25 protein-coding genes are annotated in these 26,354 nt (G+C 60.1%); 7 read left to right on the top strand and 18 right to left on the bottom strand.

What is annotated here, in order from left to right; translation table 11 throughout:
* Together moaB and glp are read left to right on the top strand one after the other, a co-directional pair.
* Complete coding sequence (gene moaB, locus MHM85_RS08070; RefSeq protein ID WP_139525804.1) at positions 1-519, top strand: molybdenum cofactor biosynthesis protein B; 519 nt, start codon at positions 1-3, stop codon at positions 517-519.
* Positions 512-1,717 (top strand): gephyrin-like molybdotransferase Glp, encoded by a 1,206-nt coding sequence (gene glp / locus MHM85_RS08065; RefSeq protein WP_139525803.1) that lies wholly within the window; start codon positions 512-514, stop codon positions 1,715-1,717. Before moaB ends, glp begins: the two co-directional genes overlap by 8 nt.
* Here the strand turns inward: glp and MHM85_RS08060 are convergent.
* From MHM85_RS08060 to MHM85_RS08020, 9 genes are read right to left on the bottom strand one after another with little or no spacing between them, the layout of a single operon-like run.
* Positions 1,706-2,074, bottom strand: coding sequence for a hypothetical protein (locus MHM85_RS08060; RefSeq protein WP_219861933.1), 369 nt, complete (start codon positions 2,072-2,074; stop codon positions 1,706-1,708). The genes glp and MHM85_RS08060 overlap by 12 nt on opposite strands.
* A gap of 12 nt (positions 2,075-2,086) precedes the next feature.
* Entirely contained in the window at positions 2,087-2,626 is a 540-nt protein-coding gene (locus tag MHM85_RS08055; protein WP_153843031.1) for a chemotaxis protein CheW, read from the bottom strand.
* Positions 2,598-4,286, bottom strand: a complete 1,689-nt coding sequence (locus tag MHM85_RS08050) for a diguanylate cyclase (RefSeq protein WP_153843032.1) — start codon at positions 4,284-4,286, stop codon at positions 2,598-2,600. Before MHM85_RS08050 ends, MHM85_RS08055 begins: the two co-directional genes overlap by 29 nt.
* A 51-nt stretch (positions 4,287-4,337) precedes the next feature.
* Positions 4,338-4,694, bottom strand: coding sequence for a response regulator (locus MHM85_RS08045; RefSeq protein ID WP_139525799.1), 357 nt, complete (start codon positions 4,692-4,694; stop codon positions 4,338-4,340).
* Positions 4,695-4,716: 22 nt separating this feature from the next.
* Entirely contained in the window at positions 4,717-5,637 is a 921-nt protein-coding gene (locus tag MHM85_RS08040; RefSeq protein ID WP_239285679.1) for a response regulator, read from the bottom strand.
* 12 nt (positions 5,638-5,649) lie between these two features.
* A complete protein-coding gene (locus MHM85_RS08035; RefSeq protein WP_239285677.1) occupies positions 5,650-6,834 on the bottom strand; it encodes an Hpt domain-containing protein in 1,185 nt (394 codons plus the stop codon).
* Positions 6,834-8,216 carry a protein-glutamate O-methyltransferase CheR gene (locus MHM85_RS08030; protein WP_239285675.1) on the bottom strand — a complete coding sequence of 461 codons (1,383 nt, stop codon included), beginning with the start codon at positions 8,214-8,216 and terminating at the stop codon, positions 6,834-6,836. Before MHM85_RS08030 ends, MHM85_RS08035 begins: the two co-directional genes overlap by 1 nt.
* Positions 8,213-9,280, bottom strand: coding sequence for a chemotaxis-specific protein-glutamate methyltransferase CheB (cheB, locus tag MHM85_RS08025; protein WP_153843034.1), 1,068 nt, complete (start codon positions 9,278-9,280; stop codon positions 8,213-8,215). Before cheB ends, MHM85_RS08030 begins: the two co-directional genes overlap by 4 nt.
* Before the next feature lie 10 nt (positions 9,281-9,290).
* The gene (locus tag MHM85_RS08020) at positions 9,291-11,330 is read right to left on the bottom strand and encodes a methyl-accepting chemotaxis protein (RefSeq protein WP_153843035.1); all 2,040 of its coding nucleotides are present in this window, start codon (positions 11,328-11,330) and stop codon (positions 9,291-9,293) included.
* A 280-nt stretch (positions 11,331-11,610) separates the two neighbouring features.
* Here MHM85_RS08020 and MHM85_RS08015 point away from each other — a divergent pair, with 280 nt between their 5' ends.
* Entirely contained in the window at positions 11,611-12,567 is a 957-nt protein-coding gene (locus MHM85_RS08015) for a hypothetical protein (protein ID WP_239285673.1), read from the top strand.
* Between the two features lie 11 nt (positions 12,568-12,578).
* Here MHM85_RS08015 and MHM85_RS08010 read toward each other — a convergent pair whose 3' ends face one another.
* Genes MHM85_RS08010 through MHM85_RS08000 form a run of 3 tightly spaced genes read right to left on the bottom strand, consistent with a single transcriptional unit; the run spans position 12,579 to position 14,809 of the window.
* Positions 12,579-13,745, bottom strand: coding sequence for a glutathionylspermidine synthase family protein (locus MHM85_RS08010; RefSeq protein WP_239285672.1), 1,167 nt, complete (start codon positions 13,743-13,745; stop codon positions 12,579-12,581).
* A 35-nt stretch (positions 13,746-13,780) separates the two neighbouring features.
* The gene (locus tag MHM85_RS08005) at positions 13,781-14,383 is read right to left on the bottom strand and encodes a DUF1190 domain-containing protein (protein WP_239285670.1); all 603 of its coding nucleotides are present in this window, start codon (positions 14,381-14,383) and stop codon (positions 13,781-13,783) included.
* Between the two features lie 12 nt (positions 14,384-14,395).
* A complete protein-coding gene (locus MHM85_RS08000; RefSeq protein WP_139525792.1) occupies positions 14,396-14,809 on the bottom strand; it encodes a DUF350 domain-containing protein in 414 nt (137 codons plus the stop codon).
* A 301-nt stretch (positions 14,810-15,110) separates the two neighbouring features.
* Here MHM85_RS08000 and MHM85_RS07995 point away from each other — a divergent pair, with 301 nt between their 5' ends.
* Positions 15,111-16,709 carry a solute:sodium symporter family transporter gene (locus tag MHM85_RS07995; RefSeq protein WP_239285668.1) on the top strand — a complete coding sequence of 533 codons (1,599 nt, stop codon included), beginning with the start codon at positions 15,111-15,113 and terminating at the stop codon, positions 16,707-16,709.
* Between the two features lie 238 nt (positions 16,710-16,947).
* On the opposite strand, the gene MHM85_RS07990 is transcribed toward MHM85_RS07995, so the two are convergent.
* The 5 genes from MHM85_RS07990 to dctP all read right to left on the bottom strand — a co-directional run bounded on the left by MHM85_RS07990 (position 16,948) and on the right by dctP (position 22,771).
* Positions 16,948-18,471, bottom strand: coding sequence for a malonyl-CoA synthase (locus MHM85_RS07990; RefSeq protein ID WP_239285666.1), 1,524 nt, complete (start codon positions 18,469-18,471; stop codon positions 16,948-16,950).
* Positions 18,468-19,823, bottom strand: a complete 1,356-nt coding sequence (locus MHM85_RS07985) for a malonyl-CoA decarboxylase (RefSeq protein WP_219861916.1) — start codon at positions 19,821-19,823, stop codon at positions 18,468-18,470. The genes MHM85_RS07990 and MHM85_RS07985 overlap by 4 nt, the downstream gene beginning before the upstream one ends.
* A gap of 13 nt (positions 19,824-19,836) precedes the next feature.
* On the bottom strand, positions 19,837-21,171 hold the full coding sequence (locus tag MHM85_RS07980) for a TRAP transporter large permease (protein ID WP_239285664.1): 1,335 nt from the start codon (positions 21,169-21,171) through the stop codon (positions 19,837-19,839).
* Positions 21,172-21,173: 2 nt separating this feature from the next.
* Complete coding sequence (locus MHM85_RS07975) at positions 21,174-21,695, bottom strand: TRAP transporter small permease (RefSeq protein WP_153843040.1); 522 nt, start codon at positions 21,693-21,695, stop codon at positions 21,174-21,176.
* A gap of 80 nt (positions 21,696-21,775) precedes the next feature.
* Positions 21,776-22,771 (bottom strand): TRAP transporter substrate-binding protein DctP, encoded by a 996-nt coding sequence (gene dctP / locus MHM85_RS07970; protein WP_139525786.1) that lies wholly within the window; start codon positions 22,769-22,771, stop codon positions 21,776-21,778.
* A gap of 173 nt (positions 22,772-22,944) precedes the next feature.
* Between dctP and MHM85_RS07965 the strand changes: the two genes are divergently transcribed.
* The 3 genes from MHM85_RS07965 (at position 22,945) to MHM85_RS07955 (ending at position 25,900) form a co-directional block, all read left to right on the top strand.
* Entirely contained in the window at positions 22,945-23,628 is a 684-nt protein-coding gene (locus tag MHM85_RS07965) for a GntR family transcriptional regulator (protein WP_139525785.1), read from the top strand.
* Positions 23,629-23,741: 113 nt separating this feature from the next.
* A complete protein-coding gene (locus MHM85_RS07960) occupies positions 23,742-24,746 on the top strand; it encodes a GlxA family transcriptional regulator (protein ID WP_239285662.1) in 1,005 nt (334 codons plus the stop codon).
* Positions 24,737-25,900, top strand: a complete 1,164-nt coding sequence (locus MHM85_RS07955; protein WP_239285660.1) for an MFS transporter — start codon at positions 24,737-24,739, stop codon at positions 25,898-25,900. The genes MHM85_RS07960 and MHM85_RS07955 overlap by 10 nt, the downstream gene beginning before the upstream one ends.
* On the opposite strand, the gene MHM85_RS07950 is transcribed toward MHM85_RS07955, so the two are convergent.
* Positions 25,897-26,343, bottom strand: a complete 447-nt coding sequence (locus MHM85_RS07950; protein WP_153843044.1) for an HAD family acid phosphatase — start codon at positions 26,341-26,343, stop codon at positions 25,897-25,899. The two genes, MHM85_RS07955 and MHM85_RS07950, sit on opposite strands and share 4 nt — an antisense overlap.
* Positions 26,344-26,354 lie beyond the last annotated feature (11 nt).

The raw sequence follows: 26,354 nt of genomic DNA, 5'->3' as shown, positions 1-26,354 counted from the left end.
ATGGATGCCATGGAAGCGCTGAACATCGCGGTGCTCACCGTCTCGGATACTCGCACGGAAGAGACCGATCGCTCGGGCCAATCGCTGGTGCAGCGGTTGACCGAGGCGGGCCACCGCTTGGCCGACAAGCGCATCGTGCCGGATGACGTGTATCAAATTCGGGCGGTGGTGGCGCAGTGGATCGCCGACCCCAGCGTGCAGGTGGTGCTGACCACCGGTGGCACCGGATTTACCGGGCGTGACTCCACACCCGAGGCGGTCTCGGTACTGCTGGATAAACGCATCGAAGGCTTTGGCGAGCGCTTTCGCCAGCTGAGCGGCGATGAGATCGGTAGCTCCACCATTCAGAGCCGCGCGCTGGGCGGTTTTGCCAACGCCACGGTGGTGTTTTGTCTGCCGGGCTCCACCGGCGCTTGCCGCACCGGCTGGGACGGCATCCTGGCCGAGCAGCTCGATAGCCGCCATAAGCCCTGTAACTTTGCCAACTTGGTGATTCCAGGCCGGGGGCAGCATGGCTGAGCTGCAGCCGATCGAAACGGCGCTCGACGCGCTGCTGGCCGAGGTTATGCCGCTAGCGGTTGAACGAGTCGCGTTGAACGACGCCGCTGGCCGTGTGCTGGCCGAGCCGGTCACGGCGACGCTGGACGTGCCTCCTTTCAATAACAGCGCGATGGATGGCTATGCGCTGCGCGCTGTAGACGCCGGTAAGTGGCTGTTGGTCAGCCAGCGAGTTGCGGCGGGCGATACGGCACAGCCGCTGGCAGCGGGCACCTGCGCGCGGATTTTCACCGGCGGGCAGATGCCCCCCGGCGCTGACTGCGTAGTGATGCAGGAGCGGGTGGTCGAAAAGGAGGGCGAAGCGCTTATCCCAGACGATGTGCCTGCCGGTGATAACGTGCGCTTGCAGGGGCGCGACGTACGTCAAGGCGATCTGCTGCTCAATGCAGGTGAGCGCTTGGAGGCCGCAGCGTTAGGGCATTTAGCGGGGCAGGGCATCACCGACGTCAGCGTTCGTCGTCGTCCTCGGGTGGCGCTGCTCTCCACCGGTGATGAGATCGTCGATCCCGGTACGCCGCTCGAGCCTGGCCAGCTGTATAACTCCAACCGCCCGATGCTCAAGCGCCTGCTAGAGACGTTTGGTGCTGAGGTGGTTCAGTTGGTGAGCGTACCCGATGACTACGCCCAGACCGTCGCGCTGTTGAACGCCGCAGCTGCCGACGCCGACGTGGTGGTGAGCACGGGTGGTGTGAGCGTGGGTGAGGAAGACCACGTCAAAGCGGCCCTGGAATCGCTAGGCCAGCTCGATATGTGGAAGCTGGCGATTCGTCCCGGTAAGCCCCTGGCGTTGGGGCGACTCCCCCGTGACGACGGTAGCCTTGCGCGTTTCGTGGGGTTACCAGGCAACCCGGTATCGGGGTTCGTGGGCGCATGGCTGTTTCTGCGGCCGCTCATTGGGGCGCTCCTAGATTGCCCCTCGCTTGGGTCGTTGCCGCGACTGACGGCCACGGCTAGGTTCGCCACTGACACCGGTCCGCGCCAGCATTACATGCGCGTGGCGTTGCGCTTTACCGCCGAGGGGATAGAGGCCGAGGCGTTCGACGACCAAAACTCAGCCGTGCTCTCTTCGTGTATTGCGGCTGATGCGTTGGCCGTGATCGAACCGCACTGCCAAGTAGAGCCGGGCAGCCGGGTGACCTGTTTGTGGTTAGTCCACTGAGTCAGAATCGACGGGCAGGCCGAGTCGTCCACCCTCGAGAAGAAACGTCATGGACGCTCCTTCCAGGGCGACGCCGCAAAGCGCCGGGTAGGATGTGCGGGCGGCCAAAAGCGGCGGCAGAGGGTGGAGGTCAGCGACCTGGAGAGGGATAAGCTCGCTGTCGCCAGGCAGGCCAAGCTGCCAAGGGCCTTGGCGGTCGATCAGCGTGAGCCAGCGACTCGAGTGTCCAGGTCCTCGGCACATGAGTGTCTCGAAAGACACGTAACGTGCCAGCGTCGCGGCGCTATCGATACGCCTGACGTGGTGAGCTTCCAGCGCCCACTGATGGCCGCAGGCGTTGAAGCGAACACAGGTCACGGTACTCACTGGCTAGCCAAGACCCTGTAGGTACGCTTGAAGCAGTGCGTCGGGGTCGAGGAGAGCCGTGGCGCGCTGCGTGTCATCGGATTGCCAAAGCGCGCTTACGTAGGGACGCAGCGCACTGGGCAGGGTGTCGGGAGGCGTCTTCAAAGCACTTATCGGCAGCTCGCAGACATCCTGCAACTGATCGATGCGGACCGCGCTGCGGATGCCGGCGCCTTTCACGACAAGCATCATGCCGTCGGTTTGAGACGGAGCAAGGCCCAACAGCGGCTGCAACGTGATCAGTGATTCGATCTGGCCGCGCAGGTGAATTACCCCTTCGGTGGAATCTGGCAAGCCAGGGACGAAATACACTGGCGTGTCGCCTTTCAAAATTTCGCTCACTGCCTGGCCGGGCAGCGCAAACGGTTGACCGGAGAGCTGGAAGAGGACCACCTGCTGACTGGGCTCATCCACCTCCACAATGGCTGTCTCATCGCCGCGCGCGTTGAACGCCTGCGCGAAGGTGGCGTTCGCCTCAGGGGCAGTCCGTGGGGAGTCCGTCATCGTCCTGCTCCGTGCTGGTGACCACTTGGTTGCGCCCCTGATGCTTGGCGCGGTAGAGCGCCTGGTCCGCACTCAGGCGCAGCGACTCGGTGGAGGGGTGGTTAGGAAAACGGCTGATGCCGGCACTGAACGTACAGCGAAAGCGCGTGCCGCCCGCATGAAAGTCCACCTGGGCAAAGTCGTGGCGCAGTGCATCGATCAGCTCGCAGGCGCGCTCGTCGCTGACCCCCTTGAGTAGCACGACGAACTCTTCGCCGCCGTAACGCCCGATGATATCCGACATGCGCAGGCGGGTTTTCAGCAACCTTGCCAGGGTGATGATGACCTGATCACCGGCAAGGTGGCCGTGGGTATCGTTCACCGCTTTGAAGTGGTCGATGTCGATCATCGCCATGGCATGCTCGGTGTTGTCACGGTGCGCTTGTGCCAATGCTTTGCTGATGAGTTCGGTGGTGGTGCTGTGGTTATATAGCCCGGTCATGCTGTCACGGGTCATCAGCGAGCGCAGTAAACGTAGGCGCTCGGCGCGCAATGTGACGGCCGAGACCAGTTCATCGGGGATTACGGGTTTAGTGATGAAGGCCTCGACGCCCGCCGTCATGGCCGAGAGCTGTTTTTGGCTGTCGGTTTCGCTCGATAGATAAATGATCGGTAGACCCACGTGTTCGGGCTGTTGGCGAATGATGTTCGCCAGCTCTTCGCCGGAACAAACGGGCATGTAGACATCGACGAGCAGCAGGTCGGGACTAAATCGCTCGAGGGCCGTCAGCGCATCGGCGGGGTGATTGACCTGCTGTACGGCCATCCCCGCTTGCTCCAGCAGGAGGGCATGATATGCCGCGACCTCTGGTTCATCGTCCACGATCAAAATGCGCAGCGGCTCTTCGTCGCTGGGCGTGGTGAGCTCATCCACGGCCAGCATCAAGTCCAGCGGTTTCACCGGTTTCGTGAAGTAGCCGTTACAGCCTGCTCGCACGGCGCTGAGGCGTGAGTGAAAATCACCGTGGGCGGAGAGGACGATCGAGGGCAGCGGTTCACCGGTCAGCTTGTTGAGGCTGGCGAGCGTCTCGGTGCCCGCCGTATTACCTTGAGGGAATTGCACGTCCATGATGATGGCGTCGGGACGACGCGTGATCACGGCGTTGAAGAACGTATCCGTGTCTTCGAAGTGCACTACCTCGTGGCCGAAGCAGCGCAGGTGGTGCAGCAGTTGGCTCACTTGGTCCGGTTCGTCGTCGCATAGGTAGATCAGCCGCTGACGCTTGCTGCGGGTTTGCACTGGCTTTGGCGAGAATTCGACGCTGGTCATGGCGGCCAGTGCCCGCTGTTGCTCAGGCAGTGACTGCAGCCGCTGCTGCTCCTCGGCGAGGTGGACGAACACCTGCTCCACCACCTGCCCGGCAGGTGCTTGGCCGTCGAGAGCGGCCTCGCCCTGCTCGGCCAATAGCGCAATGCGCTCGAAGCCCAGTGAGCGTCCGGTGCCCTTCAAACTATGGAAAAACCGATGCAGCTCTGGGCCAAGTCGTGCCTGTGCCTCGGCGGAGGCCTGGCTCTGTTGCCACAGCCCGACAGTGAGCTGTAAACGCGCGGGTAACTGGTCGATGAAACGCTGACGCAGTTGATTGAGTTTATCGTGCAGCGAAGAAGCAGAGGATGACATCAGGCTACCTGTGCGAGTGGACGAGCCGGGCATAGCTGGGTAACGGCATGGCTACGCACCAAGCGCTTGGGCAACGGCGCGCTCTAATGACGTGTCTAGCGCGGCATCTTTCTGTAAGCAAGCGCTGAGCCCTGGGGTCTGGCGCAGTGCATCATCCGGCGTGTCACCAGTGAGCAGTATGAAGGGAAGCATGACACCCTGCTCTCGCAGCATGTGCAAAAGCTCGATGCCGTTGATCAGAGGCATATACATGTCGCTGACGATCAGCGCGATATCGTCATGGGAATCCAGTTCGTGGGTGGCTTCCATGGCGTCGTTGGCGAGCAGGACGTCGTGGCCCTGAAACTCCAGCAGCGCCCCGGTCATTTCCCCGGCTAAGGGGTCGTCGTCTACGACCAATATTCGCATGGTTATCCTCGTGGCGGGAGACTCAGCCCAACAAGGCTTTGAGCGTCTCCACTAAGTTGTTCTGATCGAAGCTGCCCTTCACGATGTAGGCATCGGCCCCCACCTCCATCCCCCGCTGGCGGTCGCTCTCTTTTTCGCGAGAGGTGATGATTATGATCGGCTTATGACGATATAGCTCATTTTCGCGCAGTCTGGCGGTCAGCGCAAAGCCATCCATCACGGGCATTTCAACGTCGGTAAGCACGGCATCGAAAGACTCGGCCAGGGCTTTGTTCAATCCATCGCGACCATTCTCTGCCAGGGTCACCTGATAGCCCCACGCTTCCAGCACGTCTTTTTCGATCTCCCGAGTGTTCAAAGAGTCATCCACGACCAATATCCGGTGAGCGGTGCCGCTGGGTTCTACGTCACGGGGGGCGAGCGTATGGCGCTTGGCGCGTTCAAGCAGCGCCGGGACGTGGAGAAGGCTGACCAGCGCATTACGCCCCTGAGACACCATGCCCGAGATCAGGGGAAGGTAGCGTAGATGCTCGGGAAGCGGCTTGATCACCATGTCCCGCTCGTCGACCAGCGTATCCACGATCAGCGCCAGTTTTTGCTGGCGCTGATGGACGACGACCAGTAACGCCGGATCGGGCAGCGTGTCGGCCACGGGCAGATCCAGCAGCTGGGCAAGCGGCACTACTGGCACGAACTCGTTACGTAAGATCAACGTAGGCTGCCCCGCTGCGTCGATGAACTGCGCTGGTGAGCACTCGACCAGCTCCGCCACATGGGGGGCGGTGATACCGAGCGTTACGTTGCCCGCTTCGATGAGTAGTACCCGCATCAATGCCAGTGATAGTGGAAGACGCAGCGTAAAGCGCGTGCCCTTGCCGGCCTCGCTGCTGAGCTGCAAATCGCCGCTCAGCTCGCCCATGATGGTGCGTTTCACTACGTCCATACCCACGCCGCGTCACGAAAAATCGGTGATCATCGCTTTGGTCGAAAAACCGGGCAAAAAGATCAGGTCGAGCGTCTCTTGCTCACTGAGCGCCGACAGTTGCTCTTCGCTGAGCAGCTGCTTGGCCAGGGCTTTTTGGCGGACGGCGTCCAGCGCAATACCTGTGCCGTCGTCGTGCATTTCCACCACGACCCAGTTGCCATCCTGCCAAGCTTCCAGTATGAGCTGACCTCGGGGGGGTTTGCCTGCCGCTTTGCGTTGCTCTGGTGTCTCTAGACCGTGATCCAGCGCGTTACGCAGCAGGTGAATCAGCGGGTCGGAAAGGCGGTCGATCAGTTGGCGATCCAGCTCGATCTCACTGCCCCGCACCCGGCAGTCCACGTGCTTCCCTAGTGACTGGGCAAGCTCCCTGGCCTTCTGCGCCAGCGGGTCGAAGACCACGCCGAGGGGCAGCATACGCATCTGCAGGGCGCGCTCGTGAAGGTCGCTCATTAACGCATCGTGGCTCAGCACACTGTCTTTCAAGTCGCGGTTGAAGGCATGAAAGGCGCTGCGCTGATCGCTAGGCAGACGCGCTTCCAACGCCTGCGCCTGTTCGACAAGCGTATGCAGATGATGATGCCCCGAGAGCACTTCGCCCATCAGACGAATCAAATCGTCCAATCGCTCCAGGCGCACGCGCACCGTATCGCTGAGTGCCAGGGTCGCGCTGCCAGCGGGCCGCGGTGGGGTTACCGGTGGAGACAGCGGCAGCGGTGCTGTGGGTTCGGGGGCTTCCTCCGCGTTGGAGAGAGTGGCCGTGCTGGGTTGGGCAGCGGCTTCCAACGCCTGGCAAAGCACCGGGTCGGCGACGGCGAGCGTGTCGGGTGCCGCGCCCTGGGCAAGCTGGGCCACGTAGTCGGCTAGCGTATCGGTTGCCTGATAGAGCAGGCCGATGCTCTCGGGACCAGGCACTTGGCTGCCGTCTCGAAAAGCGCTGAGCAGCTCCTCCATGCTGTGGGCCACCGCGGTGATAGGGGTGAGCTTGAGCATCCGCGATGAGCCTTTGAGCGTATGCGCGGAGCGAAATAGCTCATTGATACGCTCTTTATCAGCGGCGCCTTGCTCCAAAGCGCTGATGCCTTCGCGCAAGCGGGGCAAGTGGTCAGCAGCCTCTTCGACGAACCGCTGAATGAAGCGTCGAATATCGAGCGCCATTAGCCCGCTCCCTGTGTGACGGCATGTTCGTTCATATAGCGTTTTGCCAAGAAGCAGGCATCGCCGGGAGGCAAAGGCGAGGCAATCACTTTTAATCCGCCACTGGCTAGCGGAGAGGCGTCCAGCAAGCGTACGACGGCGGCGTAACCGCGCTGCCGCTGAGTGGGCTGGTCAGGTAACTCGCCTTGGCGTAGCAGCTCCGCTTGATAAAAGTGGGCTGGCCAGCACTCGGGGGACACGTAGAGCGCACGTTTGAAATAGTCGTACGCGCGCTGAGGCTGCTGTTGCCAGCGGGCAACGAGGCCCGCCAGTAGCAATGCATCAACGCTCCACGGGTCGTCGGCCAACAGCGGCATCAGCAGGGCATTCGCGTCGTCGAAGCGGTTTTGATTCAGCGCATCGTGGGCGTGCTGCAACGTGTCGTGGTTAGCGGACGGTGGCGCTGAAAAGGGCGGCGGCTCCTCTTGGTGACTGGGCTCGGCGGGCAGAGGCTCCGCATGGGGGGCGGGCTCGCTCGCCACCGGTGCGTTCGTTGCCTGCGGGGCGACGGGCACGAGTTCGTTGACGGAGCGCGCTGACATCGGCAGCTCAGCTTGAAAGTAGAACACCCCCTGCTCCTCCTTGAGAGAGAACACGCCTAGATCGTTACCTAAGGTTTCAGTCACGCCACATAGCAGAATGCCGTTAGGGGCTAAAAGCTGCTTGAGCTGGTGCTGAATGGTACGGCGCGTAGCTTCGTCAAAATAGATCGAGACGTTGCGAAACAGGATGACATCGAACGGGCCATCCATGTGGCAAGCGCTCGTCGACAGCAGGTTCAGCGGCTGAAACGTCACCCACTGACGCAGCGTGGTATCCAGCTGAAAACTGCGCCCGACCGGGGTGAAGAAACGGGCTTTTAGTGAAGGGTGAAGGGCACGAAACGCCATGCCCGCATAGCGCCCTGCCTGCGCTTTTTTCAGTACCTGCTGGTCGACGTCGCCGCCGGTAATGGTGAACAGCGTTTGAGCGCGGTCGCCGTAGCGCTCTTGTAGTGCCATGGCGACGCTATAGGGCTCCTCCCCCGAGGAGCAGCCAGCGCTGAGTAAGCGTAGCGGACCGCCTTGCTCGGCCAGCCGACGTGGCAGGTACGTCTCTACCAGCCAGTGAAGGGTTTCCGGTTCGCGGAAGAAGTACGTTTCGTTGACCGTCAACTGGCTAACAAAGCGGTCGAACAGCGCGTCATCTTCCGCCAAACGAGTCAGCATGACGTGGCTGTCTTGCGTACCGAGTTCGACGTGCAAGGCTTCGATGGCGCGCACCAAACGCGCTTCAGCGAGTCCTTCCAAATGTAGCCCGCAGCGTTGATGCACCCACTGCTTGAACGGTGCCAGTGAACTCATTGCGGTGCCCGCCAGGGTGAGGGGGTGAAGCGCACGTCGCGAAGCAGGCGCGTCGGGATCTCGTCTAGCCCCAACACCTGCTGTACTACGCCCGCATTGATGGCTTCTTGGTTCATACCGTAGATCACCGAGCTGGCTTCATCCTGTGCCAAGGTGGTGCCTCCCGCGAGCTGAATCGCGCGCATGCCGCTGACGCCGTCTCGGCCCATACCGGTTAAAATCACCCCAATACTATCGGCTCCATATACGCTCGCCACGCTATGAAGCATGGCATCACAGCTTGGATGGTAGAGCGCCTGTGCAGGGCCGGGTGACAGCTGCAAACGGTGTTGTGCCGTTACGTTGATCTGACTGTCGGGCGGACACAAATAGATGTGTCCGGGCAGAAGGCGCTCGCTACTTTGGGCGACGCTCACTGGCAGCGTACAGAGCGACCCTAGCCATGTCGCCATACCTTCGATGAAGCCAGGGCTAATGTGCTGGGCAATCAAGATGGGAGCGGGAAACTCTTTGGGGAGCTTGCTTAACAGCCGCGCGAGTGCCTGGGGGCCGCCAGTCGAACAGGCAATGGCGACCACCCGCTGAAAACCGCGTGAGGCGGTCGGGCACATAGGGACAGCCGCAGGCCTGGCAGGCGCGAGCGCGGGTGTCGCAGGAGCGCGTCGGCGCAGTCGGGTGATCACGGACACGCCCGCCAATAGCCGCACCCGTGCCAGAAGGCGCTGAGCATCCTCGTCGTCCAGCCCCGGCTTGGGCAGCACTTCCAGTGCGCCGACTTCCAGCGCGCGATAGGCCGTTTGGGCGTCTGAACGGTCACTAATCACGACAATGGGCACCCCTTTGGTGTGCATGATCTCTTCGATGGCGCTGAGCCCATCCATTATGGGCATCGTCAGGTCCATGGTAATGAGCTGTGGGCTCAGCCGCCGCGCCATCTCGACGGCCTCTTGACCGTTGGTCGCTTCACCGACGATCTCGATATCACCATCCCGAGTGAGTATGTCGCGCAATACCTCGCGCGCTAGTGGGCTGTCATCGGCCATCACGACCCGAATTGCACTCATCGACGCCTCCTCAGGAAGGACGTGGCTTATCGTCGTTCGGTTTGGCGCTCTGCTCATCGAGAGTGAACTCCTGAACGAGCGCGTTCAGCTCGGCAGACATCTGTACCATGTCCTGGCTGATCTCCGTGATGCTGCGCACGGAGTGGGCATTGCGAGCGCTGGCCGTGTCGATGTCTCGTAGGGCAATCACCACCTGACTGCTGGCAGTTTTCTGCTGTTGGGTCGAGAGCGAAATTTGCTGCGCGGCGCTGCTCGTTTGGCTAGCGGCTTTGAGCAGCGCTTCCAGGTCTTGCGCGGTGCTTTGGCTGGCCTCGACGCCCTGTTCGATCGATGTCGCGCCCTTTTCTGAGGCCACGACCAAGCGATTGATCGCTTGCTGGATATCGTCGGTGTGTCCCTCGATCTCTTGAGTGGAGTCGGTCACGCTATCGGCCAAGCGGCGTATCTCATTGGCGACCACGGAAAAGCGACGGCCGGACTCCCCTGCGCTGGACGCTTCGAGTGCGGCGTTGAAAGCGATCAGTTTGGTCTGAGCAGCCAGTGTATTGATCAGCTCCATTACTTTACTGATCTGTTTGGACTTCGCGCCCAGCGTCATGATTTCCGCGAGGCTCTGCTCACTGTCGCTTCTAATATCCTGCATTTTGGCCTGAAGCAGCTGCATGGCGGTACTGCCCTTGCGGCTGCGTTCAAGGGTTTGGTTCGCCACGTCCACCACGGACTGCGAGTGATCGGCAATTTGCGTGGAAGACGTGGAGAGTTCTTCCATGGTGGAGGTGATTTCGGCAACCGAAGAGGCCATCTCCTCGACCGCAGCAGCCATGGTCTGGTTGGCTTCATGTTGTATGTCGCCGCCCTGTATGCCGGAGAGCCCGGCCGTCTGTGCCAAGCGGTCGGCTACTTGATTGAGCGCTAGCGCGTTGGACGACACCGCCGCAATCGCGCGGGAGAGACGCTCCAATAGCTGATTGGTTTGGTCGGCCAAGTCGCCCAGTTCGGCGCGGTCGTCGGTTTCCACTCGGCGGGAAAGGTCCAGACTATGGGTAATCTCTTTGAGCTGGCGCTGAAAGCGATCGAGCGGGCGAATGAGACTGCCCGTCAAGGGGTAAAGCAGCAGCAGTCCGGCGACGAGAAGCAGTAGGCCAAGTTCAACCGAGCTCAAAAAGCGCTGGCGAATGCTGCTGGTGTACTCTTCTTTGGAGACCTCGACCATGAGATAGCGCTGTAACTCTGGCAGCCAGCGGGTGGTGACGAAATAGGGGTGGCCATTGCGCTCGATTTCACTGACGCGAATGTCATTATCCTGGCGCAGTAGCGTATCGGTTTCCTGGGGTTGAAGTGCCGAGATATTGGTTTCATTACTGGTGACCATGAAGGCGCCTTCGGCACTCAAGATCGACGCTCGACCGGTGTCGCCCAGACGATAGTCACGGATGAGCTGGGCCATGCGCGATAGGTCGAGCCCCGCGCCAGCGACAACGCTGGGACGGCCATTGGTAGCGGTCGCGCTGCTGCGGAAGTTCAAAAAGACGAAGGCCTCCTCTGGGGAGAAGGTGTCGCTGTCTAAATTTAAGTTGTACGGAGCGTCACTGTCGGTGAACTGATAGTACCAGTCGTCGTCGCCACCGGGACGCTGGAGCGGACGCTGCATGAAGTTGCCGTCACGGTACTGGAAGTAGACGCCGCGCCCTTGTGTTTGAGCGGCGATAAAGAGCAGCTCGGTGTCCAATTGGTTCATGAGGCGTGACAGGTAGCGCTCGATGTCCGGTTGTTGGATGGCTGGCAGCCCGTCGGCAACCCACTGCTCGATGAAGTAACTGTTGGCTAGACTTTCAGACAACGCCAACGCTGGACTCAAGCGGAGGTTGATGCGTGTGGCTAGCTCTTCAACCTGGGCAGGTAACTCGACGTTCAGCAGGTTATCCAGACGAGCTTGGCCGTGTGCCCGCGCCTGCAGGTAGAGCGCTAGAAACATGGCAATGGCCAACACCGTGCCGAAGGAGATAAACAGACGTAGCCGTAATGGCAGGGTTTTCCAGCGCGCTGTCATTATCGCGGTTGCTCCAAGTGGGACGAAAACGCTTAACGAAAGGCATGAGGCATCAGCATTGTTCATTGCTGAGTCGCCTCATACCCTTTGGCATGATAGCAACGATTTCAGCGGCGTTTGGCAAGAGCATCGACTATTTCTACCAACGATTGGCCTTCAGGTCCGGCTTATTTATACAAGTATTAGCTAGCAAGCTTGATATAAGTTAATACTTTGACAAAAGTGATACATGTGAGTAATCTGGCAACCTAATGGAACGACGATTTGCTAAGGAAGCATCATGTTGTCACTGACCTCACCCACTCTGATTGCCGTGTTGCGAAGTATGTTGGCGCGCTACGGCAACCCGCAAAGCGATATGCTGCCTGCCGCGGGGACCCCCGAGCGAGAAAGCCTGGTCGATTCGGTCAAACGTCGCTTTGGCCTGACGGACGCCGACGTACTTTCTGATTCTTCTATTACCGTGGATGAGTGGGCAGACGCGTTGAGCGAGCGTGGTGACATTACCCACTTGCAGTTATTCGATAGCGACATCGGCGGCGCGTTCAGCCATCGACTCCAACGTCAGCATCGCTACAGTGCGGCATCGCTGCTGCAAGAAGCAGAGGCGCTCGCGACGTTGTTTGATCAGGACGGGCAGCCAGTCCGTAGCGTGGTGAGTTGGCTATCGGCACAGACGGCCGCCGGTTTTATGCTCGGTGCGCTGCTTCCGCAGCTGGCGGGCTGGTCGTCGCGCTCTCTCTTTGATCATGCCGACGCGCTTTGGGAGCTCAATGCGGGTGACATCATGGTGACCAGTGCAGACCGCTGGCGTCAATTGGCGCAGCGGCTTCCCTCGCTGTCCATGAATATCACGGCCGTCTCGACGTCGACATTGGATAAGCACACCTATCGTGCGCTACTGGCGAAAGGCGTTGCTCACATCATCGAACTGCACTGCCAGCCCGGCTTGGGTGTGCTAGCCGCACGTCGTTCCCCTCAAGCGCCCTTTGAGTTACTGACCCACTGGCACCCAACCGAGAGCGATGACTATCTCTTGAGAATGATGAAGGGCGGAATGCCTGAAGAGGTACAGCTAGCCGAGCCGTTGCGCTGGGTGGGAGCTCGCCACTTCTTACCCGGCCTAGCCGAGCCGAAGACCGAGCGCTTGGTCTTGGCAGAGGAGCAAGCTGCGAGTACGTCCCCTGTTTGGCGGTTGTCGCAGCACAGCGATAGCTCGGGGGCGAACGCCGCCTAGGCTGCCCTCCGTCATACGATTGCGTGGGGAACGAAGCACGACGTATCCTTGGTGATACGTCCCACGTCTTCGCGAATACCCATGCCACAAGCGCGGTCGCCCACCACCCAGCTACCGATGAGTGCGTGTTTATCGCCAAAGCGAGGCAACGGCTGATAGGCCTGACGAATCCATGGGCTATCGGTGTAAGGGCCGCTCACGCTCTCCGCTTGCCCGCCCGGCGTAACTAGGCTGACGTTGCTTCCTTCCCGCGAAAAGAATGGCTTGCGCACCCAGCCGGGTGCTAGCGCCGAGTGACTATCCTTCTCGAAATAGGCCGGTAGCAGGTTGGGGTGTCCTTCGTACTCTTCCCACAACAGCGGCAGAATTCCTTTATTGGAAAGAACGGCTTTCCAGGGTGGCTCGAACCAGTGGGTGTTGAGCTGCGTGACGGCCTCCCCAAAGGCTTCTACCGCCATCTCCTCCCACGGGTATAGCTTGAACAGCGCGGCAATCGGCTGGTCGTCCAAATCGACGAAGTGCTCGACCCCCGGCGCTACGCCGATGTCTTCGATGTAAATGAATGGCGCCTGCAAGCCCGCTTGTACGGCGATGTCTTGCAAGTAGTGAACGGTGGCTCGTTCTTCGTCGCTGCCTTTGACGCAAGAGAAGTAGAGCGTACGATTCGGAAGACGATCGCCAAGATGCGCCATGGCGTTGAGCAGACGCTCTTGTATCGAGTTGTACTGGTCGGCATGGCGGGGCAGGATGCCTTGCTCGATGGCGTGTTCCAACCACACCCACTGGAAAAAGCCCGCTTCATAGAGCGAGGTGGGCGTATCGTAATTGAGCTCCAAGAGCTTCGCGGGGCCGTCGCCTGAATAGGCAAAATCCATACGCCCGTAGAGCGGCGGCTGCCCGCTTCGCCAGGAGTGGTGGATGATGTCCCACATGTGCTCAGGAATCGCGAGACGCTGCATCAAGGCATTGGAGTGACAAACCTTATCCACTAACGCCATGCACATCTCGTGAAGGGCTTCGGTGGGCGCTTCGATCTCTCTCTCCACCTGCGCCAGGGTGAACTGGTAGTAGGCGTCCTCTTTCCAATAGGGCTCGCCATCGATGGTGTGAAAATGAAACCCCAGCTCTTTGGCCAGGGCTTTCCATTGCGGTCGTTCAGAGACGTTGATGCGCAGCATGGTGGCTCCCAAACGGTGGTCAATACCCCAAAACGCTAGGAACCCCAAGAGGCCGATCGTGTGCCCAAACCGCGACGTGTCGTGGCTTGGCGGTTTTGCACCACCGAGCTGCGCAGGGCCTCGTTGCGCTGATTGACCCGTTGCGTCGCCTGGCTGGCCGCAGCATTCCAGTTGCCCTGATTTTGGCGGTTGCGGTAGACCGGCTCTTGATACACGCGCTCGAACGAGCGCCCTCGGCTGGTATTCGCCAGCATATTACCGACCATATAGCCCATCATGGCAGGCATGAACCAACTGCCGCCGCCCGCGGCCTGGGCCTGTTCGTCGGTGGGGGCTGCGCAGGCGCCCTCGCCGTGTTCGGCTTCGCAGGCTTCCAGAGTATCGAAGCGGGGGACGGACGCCAACGAGGCCTCGTAGGCGTCTTCGCAGGCGCTTCGGGTGTAGACGTTGGCGGCCACGCACTCCTCGACGCCCTGATAGCTTCTAGGCTCGTCGAAGCGCACGTCGGTCAAATGCTCGTCTTCGGCGGGCTGGGTGCAGGCGGTCAAACCGAAGGCGCCCGCGCCCATCATCGCCAGCGAGAGGCGCGCGCTGCGCTTACGGCGGGGCAGGTGGGTAGGTTGGGTCTGCTTTTCCATGAGAGCGCTCCGTTACCAGGTCATTGAAGCCGCGTTGATCAGGCCCACGGCAATCGAGATGCTGCCGACCAGCGTGCCGTAGGCCTGGTGGCCTTCGGTGATGTGCTGAGACAAACTCTCGCCCTGACGACGCAGAAACAGTTTCAGGCCAAAGAAGGTGGCGATCTGCACGCCGAACGCCACCACGCCCCACAGTATGAAGTCGAGATAGCTAATCGAGTGGGCCATGGCGCTGTAGAGCGGGAGGGTAAAACCCAGGATAGAGCCGCCATAGGCGGTGGCCGCCGCCGCATTGCCTGCTCGAATCAGCGCCCACTCATGGTGAGGGGTCAGGCGACTATAGCAATACATAAACGCCACCAGCAGCGCGAGCGCGCCGAGCAGGTAGGCAAAGAAAGAGGGGAGTCCTTGTAAATAGTGCAGCATGGCGATGAGCATCCTTGTGGTTAATGACGTGCGGTCAATCAACAGCCGACATTGTGACATAGCTTAGCGGAGGCGCGGGCATTACCCCCCTCTTTCGTTGTCGACGCGATACGTGGTTAAAAAACGTCTTTATGACAATTTCTTAATACTAAAGGCTAATAGATGAAACGTGTCACCCGCTTAGAATCCCGCGATGCTTGGTATTTTTACCTAAATTCACCGTGTCGTATCGCTTGATACCGCTCTTCGTGCCCGTGTTGGGCACCGCTTCAGACGCGACCGCACCGAAGGACTTTCCCCCATGCATGCCCTAACCCTGGCATCGTTTCTGTTTTTTACGGGCCTGGTGGCCTTTGTCACGTGGCGCATCACACGGCGTGACGATCATCGCAGCACCAGTGGTTATTTTCTGGCAGGCCGAACGCTGACGTTTCCACTGATTGCGGCGTCCATGCTGATGACCAACCTCTCCACCGAGCAGATGGTGGGGCTGAACGGTTCGGCCTTCACCGACGGCTTGAGCGTCATGGCCTGGGAAGTGATCGCCGTCATTGCGTTGGTGGCATTGGCGCTGTTCTTCCTGCCGCGCTTTTTGAAAAGCGGTATTGCCACGCTGCCGCAGCTGTTGGCGATTCGTTTTGACACGGGCACACAGCTGATTGCCAACGTCATTTTCCTGATTGCGTACGCGGTGGTGCTACTGCCGATCATTCTTTATTCCGGTGCCATTGGTCTTCAGGGCATGCTGGATTTACAGGGCTTGACCGGCATTGGCTCCAGCACGGTGCTGCTCTGGGCGACGGTATGGGCGGTGGGCCTGATTGGCGCGGTCTACGCGCTGTTTGGCGGCCTGCGCACCGTTGCCGTTTCTGACACCTTGAACGGTGTCGGCCTGCTGATTGGCGGTTTCATCATCGTTTACTTCGGCTTACAAGCGGTCAGCGGTGGCAGTGGTGTGATGGAGGGCTGGAGCATTCTAAAAGAGAGTGATCCTAGCAAGTTCAACTCCCTCGGCGGGCCGGATCAGCAGGTGCCGTTCTCGACCATTTTTACCGGCGTGCTGTTGCTTCACCTTTTCTACTGGACCACCAACCAGCAGATCATTCAGCGCACCTTTGCCGCGAAGAACCTGGCAGAAGGTCAGAAAGGGGTGCTGCTGACCGGCTTTTTCAAGCTGTTGGGGCCGCTGTATCTGGTGCTGCCCGGCATCATCGCCTACCACTTGTATGCCGACCAGGGTATTCGCGCGGACGAGGCTTACGGCCACTTGGTCTTCAACGTGTTGCCGCCTTACCTGACCGGCTTCTTTGCGGCGGTGATGGTCGGGGCGATTCTCTCCTCGTTTAACTCCGCGCTGAACAGCACCACGACGATCTTCAGCCTGGGGATCTACAAAGGCGTGCTGAAAAAGGACGCCACGGAAGAGCAGGTGGTGAAATCTGGCAAGGTGTTTGGCTGGATCATGGCGATTACCACCATGATCATTGCGCCGCTGCTGGCGGGCCAGGAGAGCTTGTTTGGCTACCTGCAGAAAATGAACGCAATCTACTTCATCCCCATTCTTGCCGTGGTGCTAGTTGGCCTGCTGACCAAGCGCGTTCCGCCGATGGCTGCAAAAGTCGCGCTGGTCGGGGGCTGTTTGCTGATCGCGGCAGGCTACTTCGTGCCGCCCTTCAACAAGCTGCCCATGGTAATGCACGAGTTCCACTTCGTCGCGGCGGTGTTCGTGCTGCTGGTGGCGGTGATGCTGGTGATCGGTAAGCTGCGCCCTCGTGCCACGGACTGGGTGCAGGAAGACTCCGGCGATGTCGATCTCACGCCGTGGAAAGGCGCGGTGCCCACCGGTATCGTGCTGGTCCTCCTCGTGGTGATCATGTACGCCTCCTTTGCAGGCGGCTAGACTCTGCCTGAAAACTGGCTGTGCTCGACCATACGGCGTTAAAAATCGGCTCAAAGTACTCATTTACGACATGTAAACTCCGTCTTTTCGCCGATTTTTGCCTTGTCTGGCCTTCGCGCGCCGACTTTTCAGGCAGAGTCGAATCACGCCAACATTTGAAAGTAGCGTTCAAGAAAAAACACCCACGCCCCGCACTGCGGGGCGTGGGTGTTTTTGGTGGGCCATTTTAAAGAATCGGCTAAGCGGCGTGGTAGGTGGTGTCGAAGCGCTTGCGTAGCTCGTTCTTTTGTACCTTACCCATGGTGTTGCGCGGCAGCGAATCGACGAAAAAGACCCGCTTTGGCTGTTTGTATTTGGCCAGCCGCCCGGCGAGATGATCCAGAATGGCGGCTTCATCCACCTGCTCGCCTGGCTGGGGCACCACCACGGCGGTGACGCCTTCGCCGAAGTCGGGGTGGGGCAGGCCAATCACGGCGGACTCGGCCACTTGCGGCAGCTCATCGATCACCTGCTCGACCTCTTTGGGGTAGACGTTATACCCGCCGGAAATCACCAAGTCTTTATCTCGGCCCACAATGTGCACGTAGCCCTGCTCATCGACCATGGCCAAATCACCGGTGATGAAAAAACCATCCTCCAAAAGCTCTTCACGGGTCTTTTCTGGCATGCGCCAGTAGCCAATGAAGACATTGGGGCCACGAATTTGCAGCATGCCGATTTCACCCTGTGGTACCTCTTCGCCGGTTTCCCGGCTGGTGATACGCATCTCGACCCCCGGCAGCGGCATGCCGACGGTGCCCGCTCGGCGTGCGCCGGTGTAGGGGTTAGAAATATTCATATTGGTTTCGGTCATGCCGTAGCGTTCGAGAATGGCGTGGCCGGTTTTGGCTTCGAACGCTTCGTGGGTTTCCGCGGTGAGCGGCGCCGAACCCGACACGAACAGGCGCATCTGGGCGGTCACTTCGGGGGTGAGGCGTGGGTCTTGAACCAAGCGGGTATAGAACGTGGGGACCCCCATCATCACGCTGCCTTTGGGCAGTTCGTCGAAAATGACATCCGCATCGAATTTGGGCAAAAAACACATACTGGCCCCGGCCATCAGCGTGACGTTGCACGCCACGAACAGGCCGTGGGTATGAAAAATAGGCAGCGCGTGGATCAGCCGATCGTCGGCGCTAAAGTGCCAGGACGAGACCAGCGTTTCAGCGTTCGAGGAGAGGTTGCGGTGGGTCAGCATGGCGCCTTTCGAGCGCCCGGTAGTGCCCGAGGTGTATAGAATCGCCGCTAAATCCCGTTCGCCCAGCGTGACGATGTCGTCTCGGGGGGCACTTTGCTGCGCTTTCTCCATCAAGCTGCCATCGGCATCGGTGCCCAAGGTTTCGACCGCCGGGCAGCCGGTATCGCGGGCTATGGTACGGGCGGTGTCGATATCGGCGGGCCTGCAGACGAACAGGGCGGGCTCGGCATCGTTCAAAAAATAGCGGATTTCATCGCCGGTATAGCCGGTATTGAGCGGTAAATAGACGCCGCCAATGCGCAGGCAGGCGAGGTAGAGCAAAATGGCTTCCGGACTTTTATCCACCTGCACCGCCACGCGGTCGCCTACGTTCACGCCTAGCGAGGTCAGCGCTCCGGCAAGCTGGGCACTTTCATTCAGCGCGTCTTGGTAACTGTAGTAGCGGCCCTCGCGGGTGGTGATAAAGGGGGCGTTGCCACGCTCGCGCATGCGCGCGGCGAAGGTATCGAATAAGTTGTGGTTCATTTGGTGGTCTCTCCCTTGGCCAGCTTGCGGGCGCGGCGAGCGAGGTCGCGCACCTCGCTCGAACAGGCAACGGTGGCCTTTGCGGTATAGTTTTCATGATTGCGCTCGATATCGTCGAGCACGTAGAGGTAGTTCACCATCAGCCCTGCCGCTTGTTTCATTCCCTTGGTCGAGACATCGCCCAGCCAGTTGATGCGATGCAGCTCGGCACCGTTGCCCAGGTGGAAACGCGCCACTGGGTTCAGCGGCAGGCCGTGGCGATTCTTCTGATCGACCAGATAGTGGGCCGCGAGCGGGCGAATGGCGGTTTTGAGGCGCTCTTCGCGGGCTTTATCCTGCTGCCAGTTGGGCGTCTCCAACGCGTTGAGCGCCTCGCGGATAGGCTCGGGCCACTGATCTTCCTGCTGCTGTTCGGCCAGCCACTGGGCGAAGCCGGGCACCGGGGAGAGGGTAACGAAGTGCTTGAGCTGGGGGAGCTCCTGACTCAATTCCTGCACGACTTGTTTGATGAGGAAGTTGCCAAACGAAATGCCGCGGAGCCCGGTTTGGCAGTTGCTGATACCAAAGAAGGCGGCGGTATCGGCATCATCGGGGTCCGCCAAGCCATCCTCTTCCCCTGCCAAAATCGGCTGAATGCGGCTAGGTAACCCTTTGTGCAGCGCGACTTCCACAAAAATGAGCGGCTCGTCGCCAATCGCGGGGTGAAAAAATGCGAAGCAGCGGCGGTCTCGGGCATCCAGGCGTCGGCGCAGATCGTTCCAGTCCTGAATCTCATGCACGGCTTCATAGCGGATGATTTTTTCCAGAATGGACGCTGGGGTGTTCCAGTCAATTCGCTTGAGCATTAAAAAGCCGCGATTGAACCAGGAGCCAAACAGGTGCGAAAAATCATCGTCGATAGGCGCTAAGTCAGGCTCCTCGCGCAGCAGTTGCAGCAGATCTTCGCGCATTTTGACCAGGTCATAGGTGCCGTCGGTGGCGAGGTTCAAGCGCCTAAATAGCTCCTGGCGGCGGGGCTCGCAGGCCTCGAACAGCGCTTGAAGCGTGTGGTTGTCGCGGGCCTGTTGATAGGCTTGGTAGGCGCTATCGATCTGCTTGGGTTCAGCGGCAAAATCGTCGGCCAGGCGCTTAAAAAACGCGCGCTTTTCCCCTTCCGAGAGCCGCTGGTACAAGGCCAGTGCGCGGCTGGCCAGCGCGATGCTGGAGGCCTCGCCGTCACTGGCCAGCAGCGCTTGGCAGGCTTTGACCAGTTGATGATGGTCGGGCGTCAGTGTTTCCGGGTGTTTTCGCCGTAACAGCGCGTCGCGCTGGGTGATGCTGTTAAACATCTCTTGGAGAAAAGTCATGTTCACGATGCGTCCCCCTTCAACCCATGATCAGGTTGGGTAGCCATAGCGCAATACCTGGGAATAGGCAGAGCAGCAGAATGCCCAACACCATGCACAGCGCGTAGGGTAGGCTGCCCATCAGAATATCCCGCAGCGAGATATCGGGTGCGATACCTTTGATGATGAATAGGTTGAGCCCCACCGGCGGTGTGATCAGGCCGATTTCCAAATTGATGGTCAGAATCACCGCGAACCAATAGGGGTCGAAATCGGCCGCCAAAATGATCGGTAGCAGGATCGGCGCGGTCATCACGATCACGGCCACGGGCGGCAAAAAGAAACCTGTCACCAACAAAAACAAGTTGATGACGCCCATCAGTACCCAGCGATTCACCTCTAAATCGGCAATGGCGGCCGCTACGGTCTGAGTAATGAACATCGATGAAAGCGCGTAAGCGAATACTTCGGCAGTGGCGATCACCAGCATGATCATCACGCTTTCCCGCAGCGAGTCGCGCATGATTAGCTTGATGGGGCCAAGCTGCCACATCCGATAAATCAAAATCGCCAACGCCAAACAGAGGAATGCGCCGACACCTGCGGCTTCCGAGGGTGTTGCCACGCCTCCGTAAAGGGCGAACAGAATACCCGCGACGACACCTAAGAAGGGCAGCACTCGTACGAGCGCCTTCATATTGCTATCGACGTTCTGTTTGATGTTCTCCTTCAGTTTTTCAGCAGAGGCCGCTAGCGGGTTGTTGTAACCCCCGGCCAGCTTGCAGGCGATCATGGTCCAGATCATGAACAGGCCAGCGAGCATGAACCCGGGCACTACCCCGGCAATGAACAGGCGGCCAATCGAGGTTTCGGTCGAGATGCCATAGATGATCATGGTGACCGAGGGGGGAATCAAAATCCCCAATGTGCCGCCTGCTGCAATACAGCCCGCCGCCACGCCGTCGGGGTAGCCACGAGTGCGCATTTCAGGAATGCCCATTTTACCAATGGCGGCGCAGGTGGCCGGGGAAGAGCCCGAGAGCGCGGCGAAAATGGAGCAGGCCCCGATATTGGAGACGGCAAGGCCTCCAGGTAGACGACCCATCCACAAGTCGAGCGAGCGGTAAAGATCGCGCCCGGTTGGAGAGGAGGCCACTGCCGCGCCCATCAGAATGAACATCGGGATCGCCACGAAGCCAAACTCGGCGATGCGATCAAAAAACGTTTCGCCAAAGTAGGTGAGTTCCGGCAATCCCCGGTCGTAGAGCAGCGCCAACAGCGACACGCCGCCCAACGCGAACGCAATGGGGGTGCCAATCGCCATCAGTACGATCAAACCGACGGCGACGATGATGCCTAGTGTAATGGGATCCATGGTCAGCCCTCCCCGCGCATGATTTCAGCCACGTACTGTAGCGAGAGCAGCGTGGCTCCCACGGCCATGGGCAGAAGAGCAGGCCAAAGTGGCGGGTTCCACACCGAGCCGGTGGTCCACTCGCCGTGCAGCGCTTCGAACACGTACACCCAAGAGGCGTAGGCCAGCGCCGCGCAAAACAGCAAGCCAAACAGCGATGCCACCAAACGCATGGCTTTTTGCGCCAGGCCGCCAAGGGCATCCGGCACGATGGTGATCGCCACATGGCCGCCAGTCATCAGGACATACGGGCTGCCCATCAGCATGGCGCCAGTCACCGAAAAAATCGTGAATTCCGTCTGCCAGCTCGTGCTCATGCCCAACACGTAGCGAATGAACACCATTTGGCAGATCACCAAAACGCCCGCCACGAACATGGCGCAGGCCAAGTAAGCCGACACGCGCGATAGCGTATCCATCAGGCGGATGTAGCCGCCAAGAACCCCACTGCGCAGGGCAGGGGGGTGAGTGGTTGAAGTTGCCATAGTTCCCTCGTCAAGCTCAGCAAGCAGCGGACAAACGTGGCCACTCAACGAGTGGCCAGCACGGTCAAATAGCAAGCGCCTTACTCGACGGCGAGCGCCGCATCGATGATGGCCTGACCGTTGGGAACGTTATCGGCGAAGTTTTTGTAGGAGGTGTCGCGGGCAATTTCGAGCCAAGCGTTGTAGTCATCCTCGCTCATGCTGACCACCTCGACGCCATTCTCTCGGTACACGTCGACCATCTGCTGGTCGATGGCAGCCGCCTCTTCTGCGAAGTAGATCTCGGCAGCCTCGCCCGCTTCCATCAGCGCGGCCTGCTGCTCTTCGGTCAAGCCCTGCCACACCTGTTCGGAGATCAAGATGGGCTCGTACATGAACCAAAGGGCAAACTCGCCGGGTTCGGTCAGACACTCCACCTGCTCATACAGACGGAAAGAGACGAACGACATGGAGGAGGTGTTGGCGGCGTCCAAAACGCCGGTTTGCATGGCGGTATACACCTCGGATGAAGGCATGGAGGAGATCGATGCCCCGGCTGCTTCCAGCATCTCTTCGAACGCAGGTCCCGCCGCACGGATGTTCTGCCCTGCGACCGTTTCCGGTGAGGTGATGCACTGCTCGCTGGAGGCAAAACCGCCCGACAGCCAAGCATCCGCGAGCACGCGCGCACCGCCATCGAGGATGACGTCTTTGATCATCGTCATGTACTCGGAGTCGTTCAGCCGCTGGGCGTGGGCCTGGTTACGTACTAGCCCCGGCATCAGCGTGGCAGAGAATTCCGGGTGGCGACCGCTCGCGTAATCCAGCGGCAGCGAGGTGATGTCCAGGCGGCCCCGGGCGATGGCACCCCACTGCTCGCGCGCTTTGAACAGCGACTGGCCGGGATAGACTTCGATGGTCAAGCCGACATCCGCATCGGCAACGTGGCGGGCCATCATTTGCACCATTTCATCGCGAATATCGCCCTGACCACCAGGGAACTGGTGCGACGCTCGGAGTACGGTATCGGCACTGGCGTGGGAGGCGGCAATGGCGAGGCCGAGGGCCGCAGCGGTGGGTAGTAAAAAGCGTTTCATGTAGCGTCTCCAACCGTTGTTGTTGTGTTTTTGGATTAACGTTGTGTGTTTGGATTGGCATTGTGTGTTCATCAGGCGAGCTGATATATATTTCAATAGCGGTTATGTATGCTAATGTCAAATTTATGCCATATTAATGTCATCGCCTGCGGCGTTATTGAAGGAGGTACTCGATGGTGGATACAAAGCGCTCTAACGCACAGCGGCTAAGAGACTCGTTAGAAGATGACATCATTAACGGACGGCGTGCTCCTGGTGAGCGGCTAGACCCAGAAGCCCTAGGACGAGAGTTCAACGTCTCGCGCACGCCGGTACGCGAAGCGTTTCAGCAGTTGGTTGCCAGCGGGCTAGTCACGGTCTCGCCAAAGAAGGGCACGTTCGTCGCTAAGGTAGGGATCGATCAGCTCATCGAAATGTTCGAAGTGATGGCCGAGCTCGAGGGCATGTGTGGCCGCCTGGCCGCGCGGCGCATCAGCGACACTGAGCTTGCGGCGCTCAAGGATGCGCACCAACGTTGCGAAGCGGCAGCATTAGCGGGCGACACGGATGAGTACTATTACGAGAACGAAGCGTTTCATGACTGTATCTACACCGCTAGCCACAACACGTTTCTAGCCAGTGAAGCCCGCCAGCTCAAGCAGCGCCTGAAGCCTTACCGTCGTTTACAGCTCCAGGTACGCCAGCGCATGCACAACTCGCTCCATGAACACCAGACGATCGTCGACGCCATCGAGCAGGGCGACGCAGCCCAGGCCCAGCAGGCGCTCTGCGACCACGTGCTGATCCAAGGCGAGCGGTTCAGCGACTTCGTTGCCAGCGTGCGCCGTATGGAAGCGCCGATGGAGCGAACGGGCTAACGCCGAGCCCAAGCACCCTCTTCATGTCTTTATCGGTGGGGTGATGGTCCTTGCCGACATAGGGCGTAGCACCGAGACTCTCTCTGGTTCCATTTTCTTATTGGAGAGAGTCCGTGACGCGACATGTTGCTCTGCTTGCCTACCCCGACTGCCAACTGCTGGATGTCAGCGGCCCTTGGCAGGTTTTTGCCAGCGCGAACGCGCTGAGCCCTCAGCCGCTGTACCAGTTGACGCTCGTGGCCGATACCATGGGCCCCGTGGAGACGAACGGCGGCCTGGGCGTCCATGCGACCCACACCTACCAGCAGCTCCCTCTATTACGGCCGTTGGATACGTTGCTAGTGTCAGGCGGCAGCGGAGTGATGCAGCAGCGAGACGTCGCTGCCGTCAAGCAAGTGCTGTGTGAGATAGCCCCCGACGTCAGACGGCTTGGCTCCATTTGCTCCGGGGCGTTCTTACTGGCTGAGGCTGGCTTGCTGGACGGCTGCCGTGTGACGACCCACTGGCGGCATGCCCAGCAGTTGGCGGAAGAGTACCCGGCGCTGTGGGTGGAGCCCGATGCGCTCTATATCGAAAGCCATGGCCGGTATACCAGCGCTGGGGTGACCGCCGGCATTGATCTAGCGCTATCGCTGGTGGAGGCCGATCATGGTGCAGAGCTCGCGGGACAGGTGGCCCGAGAGCTAGTGGTGTTTCTACAGCGCCCTGGCGGCCAGTCCCAGTTCAGTGAGGTATTGCGTCGTCAGCAGTCGGCAGGGCCACTGCGCCGTCTCTTGGACCGACTGCATGCCGATCCCAGCGAAGCCGTCGACCTGGAGAGCATGGCCGAACAAATGGCGGTTTCGCCACGTCATCTGACACGGCTATTCAAGCGGCATTTAAACACCACGCCGGGCGCGTATGTGACGCAGCTACGCTTGGAACAAGCCCGGTTGGCGCTGCTCAATGAGCGAGAGCCACTCTCCCTGGAGCGTCTTGCACAGCGCTGGCGGCTGGGTGGTGCCGAACAGCTGCGCCGCCAGTTTCAGCGCTACTACGGCGTCTCCCCCTCGGTGTATCGCCAACGCTTTGCCTCTTCCCGAGCCGCTGTCTGTCAGGAGGCCCGCTCATGCCCATAACCGTCTCTCTCTTGTCACTGTGCCAAGCGCTACTGGTGACCGGCAATGTGCTGCTGATCGGTATCTCGCCGCTGATCGGCGCGTCGCTGGCGCCCAGCGCCGTATGGTCGACGGCTCCCGTGGCGACGCAATGGCTCGGCCTAATGTGTGCGACCATTCCAGCCTCGCTGATCATGGCGCGGTTGGGACGTAAACGGGGCTTTATGATGGGCAACCTCGTGGGGCTGGTGGGGGCTCTGTTGGCCGCTCAGGCGCTGATCGGCGAGCGGTTTGGACTATTTTTGTTAGCGACCTGGCTGATCGGTGTGGGCATTGGGTTTGGTCAGCTCTACCGTTTTGCCGCCGTCGAGGCCGCGCCCGCGCCACTGCGCGACCGGGCGATTGGCTTGGTCATGGGGGGCGGCGTGCTGGCGGCGTTTGCCGGGCCGTGGCTGGCACGCGCAAGCCGTGAGCTGGGTGAGGTGCCGTTCTTGGGGAGTTTCATCGGGTTGGCAGCGCTTTACTCACTGGCTCTGCTGGTGTTGATAGTAACTCGATTACCGCCCGCTTCCAAAACCCACAGCGAAGGCACGCCGCTGCCGCTGGGTAAGATACTCCGCCAGCCGGGATTCATCGTGGCGGTGAGTGCCGCGATGGTGGGGTACGGGGTGATGAATCTGGCGATGACCGCCACGCCGCTGGCCATGGAGAGTGCGGGGCACCACTTTCACCATGTCTCGATGACCATTCAGTGGCATGTCGTGGCGATGTTTCTGCCCTCCTTCTTTACCGGCCACTTGGCCGCTCGCTTCGGCGCCAAGCCAGTCATCGTCGCGGGGTGTTTGCTGCTGGTGGCCAGCGCGCTGGTGGCTCAGGGGGAACTCGGTTTGGCCGGTTTCAACGTGGCGCTGGTGCTGCTTGGGCTGGGCTGGAACTTCACCTTCCTGCCCGCCACGGGCCTGCTCACCGAGAGCTACCGTCTGGTGGACAAAGCGCGCACCCAGGCTGCCAACGAATTTTTGGTGTTTGGCACCGCTGCGGTCACGGCGTTGGCCGCTGGGCCTCTGGTGAGCGGCTTGGGTTGGGCGACGCTGAACCTAGTGCTGATTCCCGTCTCGATAATGCCTTTGCTGGTGTTGATATGGCAGCGGCGAGCAAGCTTGGCAAGCGCTTAAAAGTCTCCCGGCGCGCACTGTAGGCAGGTCAGCCCGAGTGCGCGCCACTGGGCGACCACGGCGTCGCGGTCGTCCAGCACGAGCCAAGGGGCAAAGCCGTCGCGGTGCATTTGATTCAGTAGCGCCGCTTTCACCTCTTCGTCATCCACATGGTCATCACCTTCTGGACGCAGGTACATGGCGTCGAAGGGGATTTCATGGCGAGTAAGCCATGTGTGGGTGTGCGCTCTATGGCTGTCGGGGCGGCCGCTGCAAATGACGATCTGCTGGCCTTGGGCTTTTAGCAGCTTGACCAGCCGGGCGACGGGCTCGATGACCGGCGCGTTGGCCATGTGGGCGAAAAAGGGATCCCACTGTTTGGCGGGACCCAGTACCCATTCGTGGACATCGGCAGGATGAAATTCGGCCAGCGTGCCGTCGACATCGACAATGACTGCGTTCATAGAGATATTTC

This window comes from Halomonas sp. McD50-4 (assembly GCF_022348135.1).
Lineage (GTDB): Bacteria > Pseudomonadota > Gammaproteobacteria > Pseudomonadales > Halomonadaceae > Vreelandella > Vreelandella piezotolerans.
This window is presented reverse-complemented; position numbering and strand designations above follow the sequence as displayed.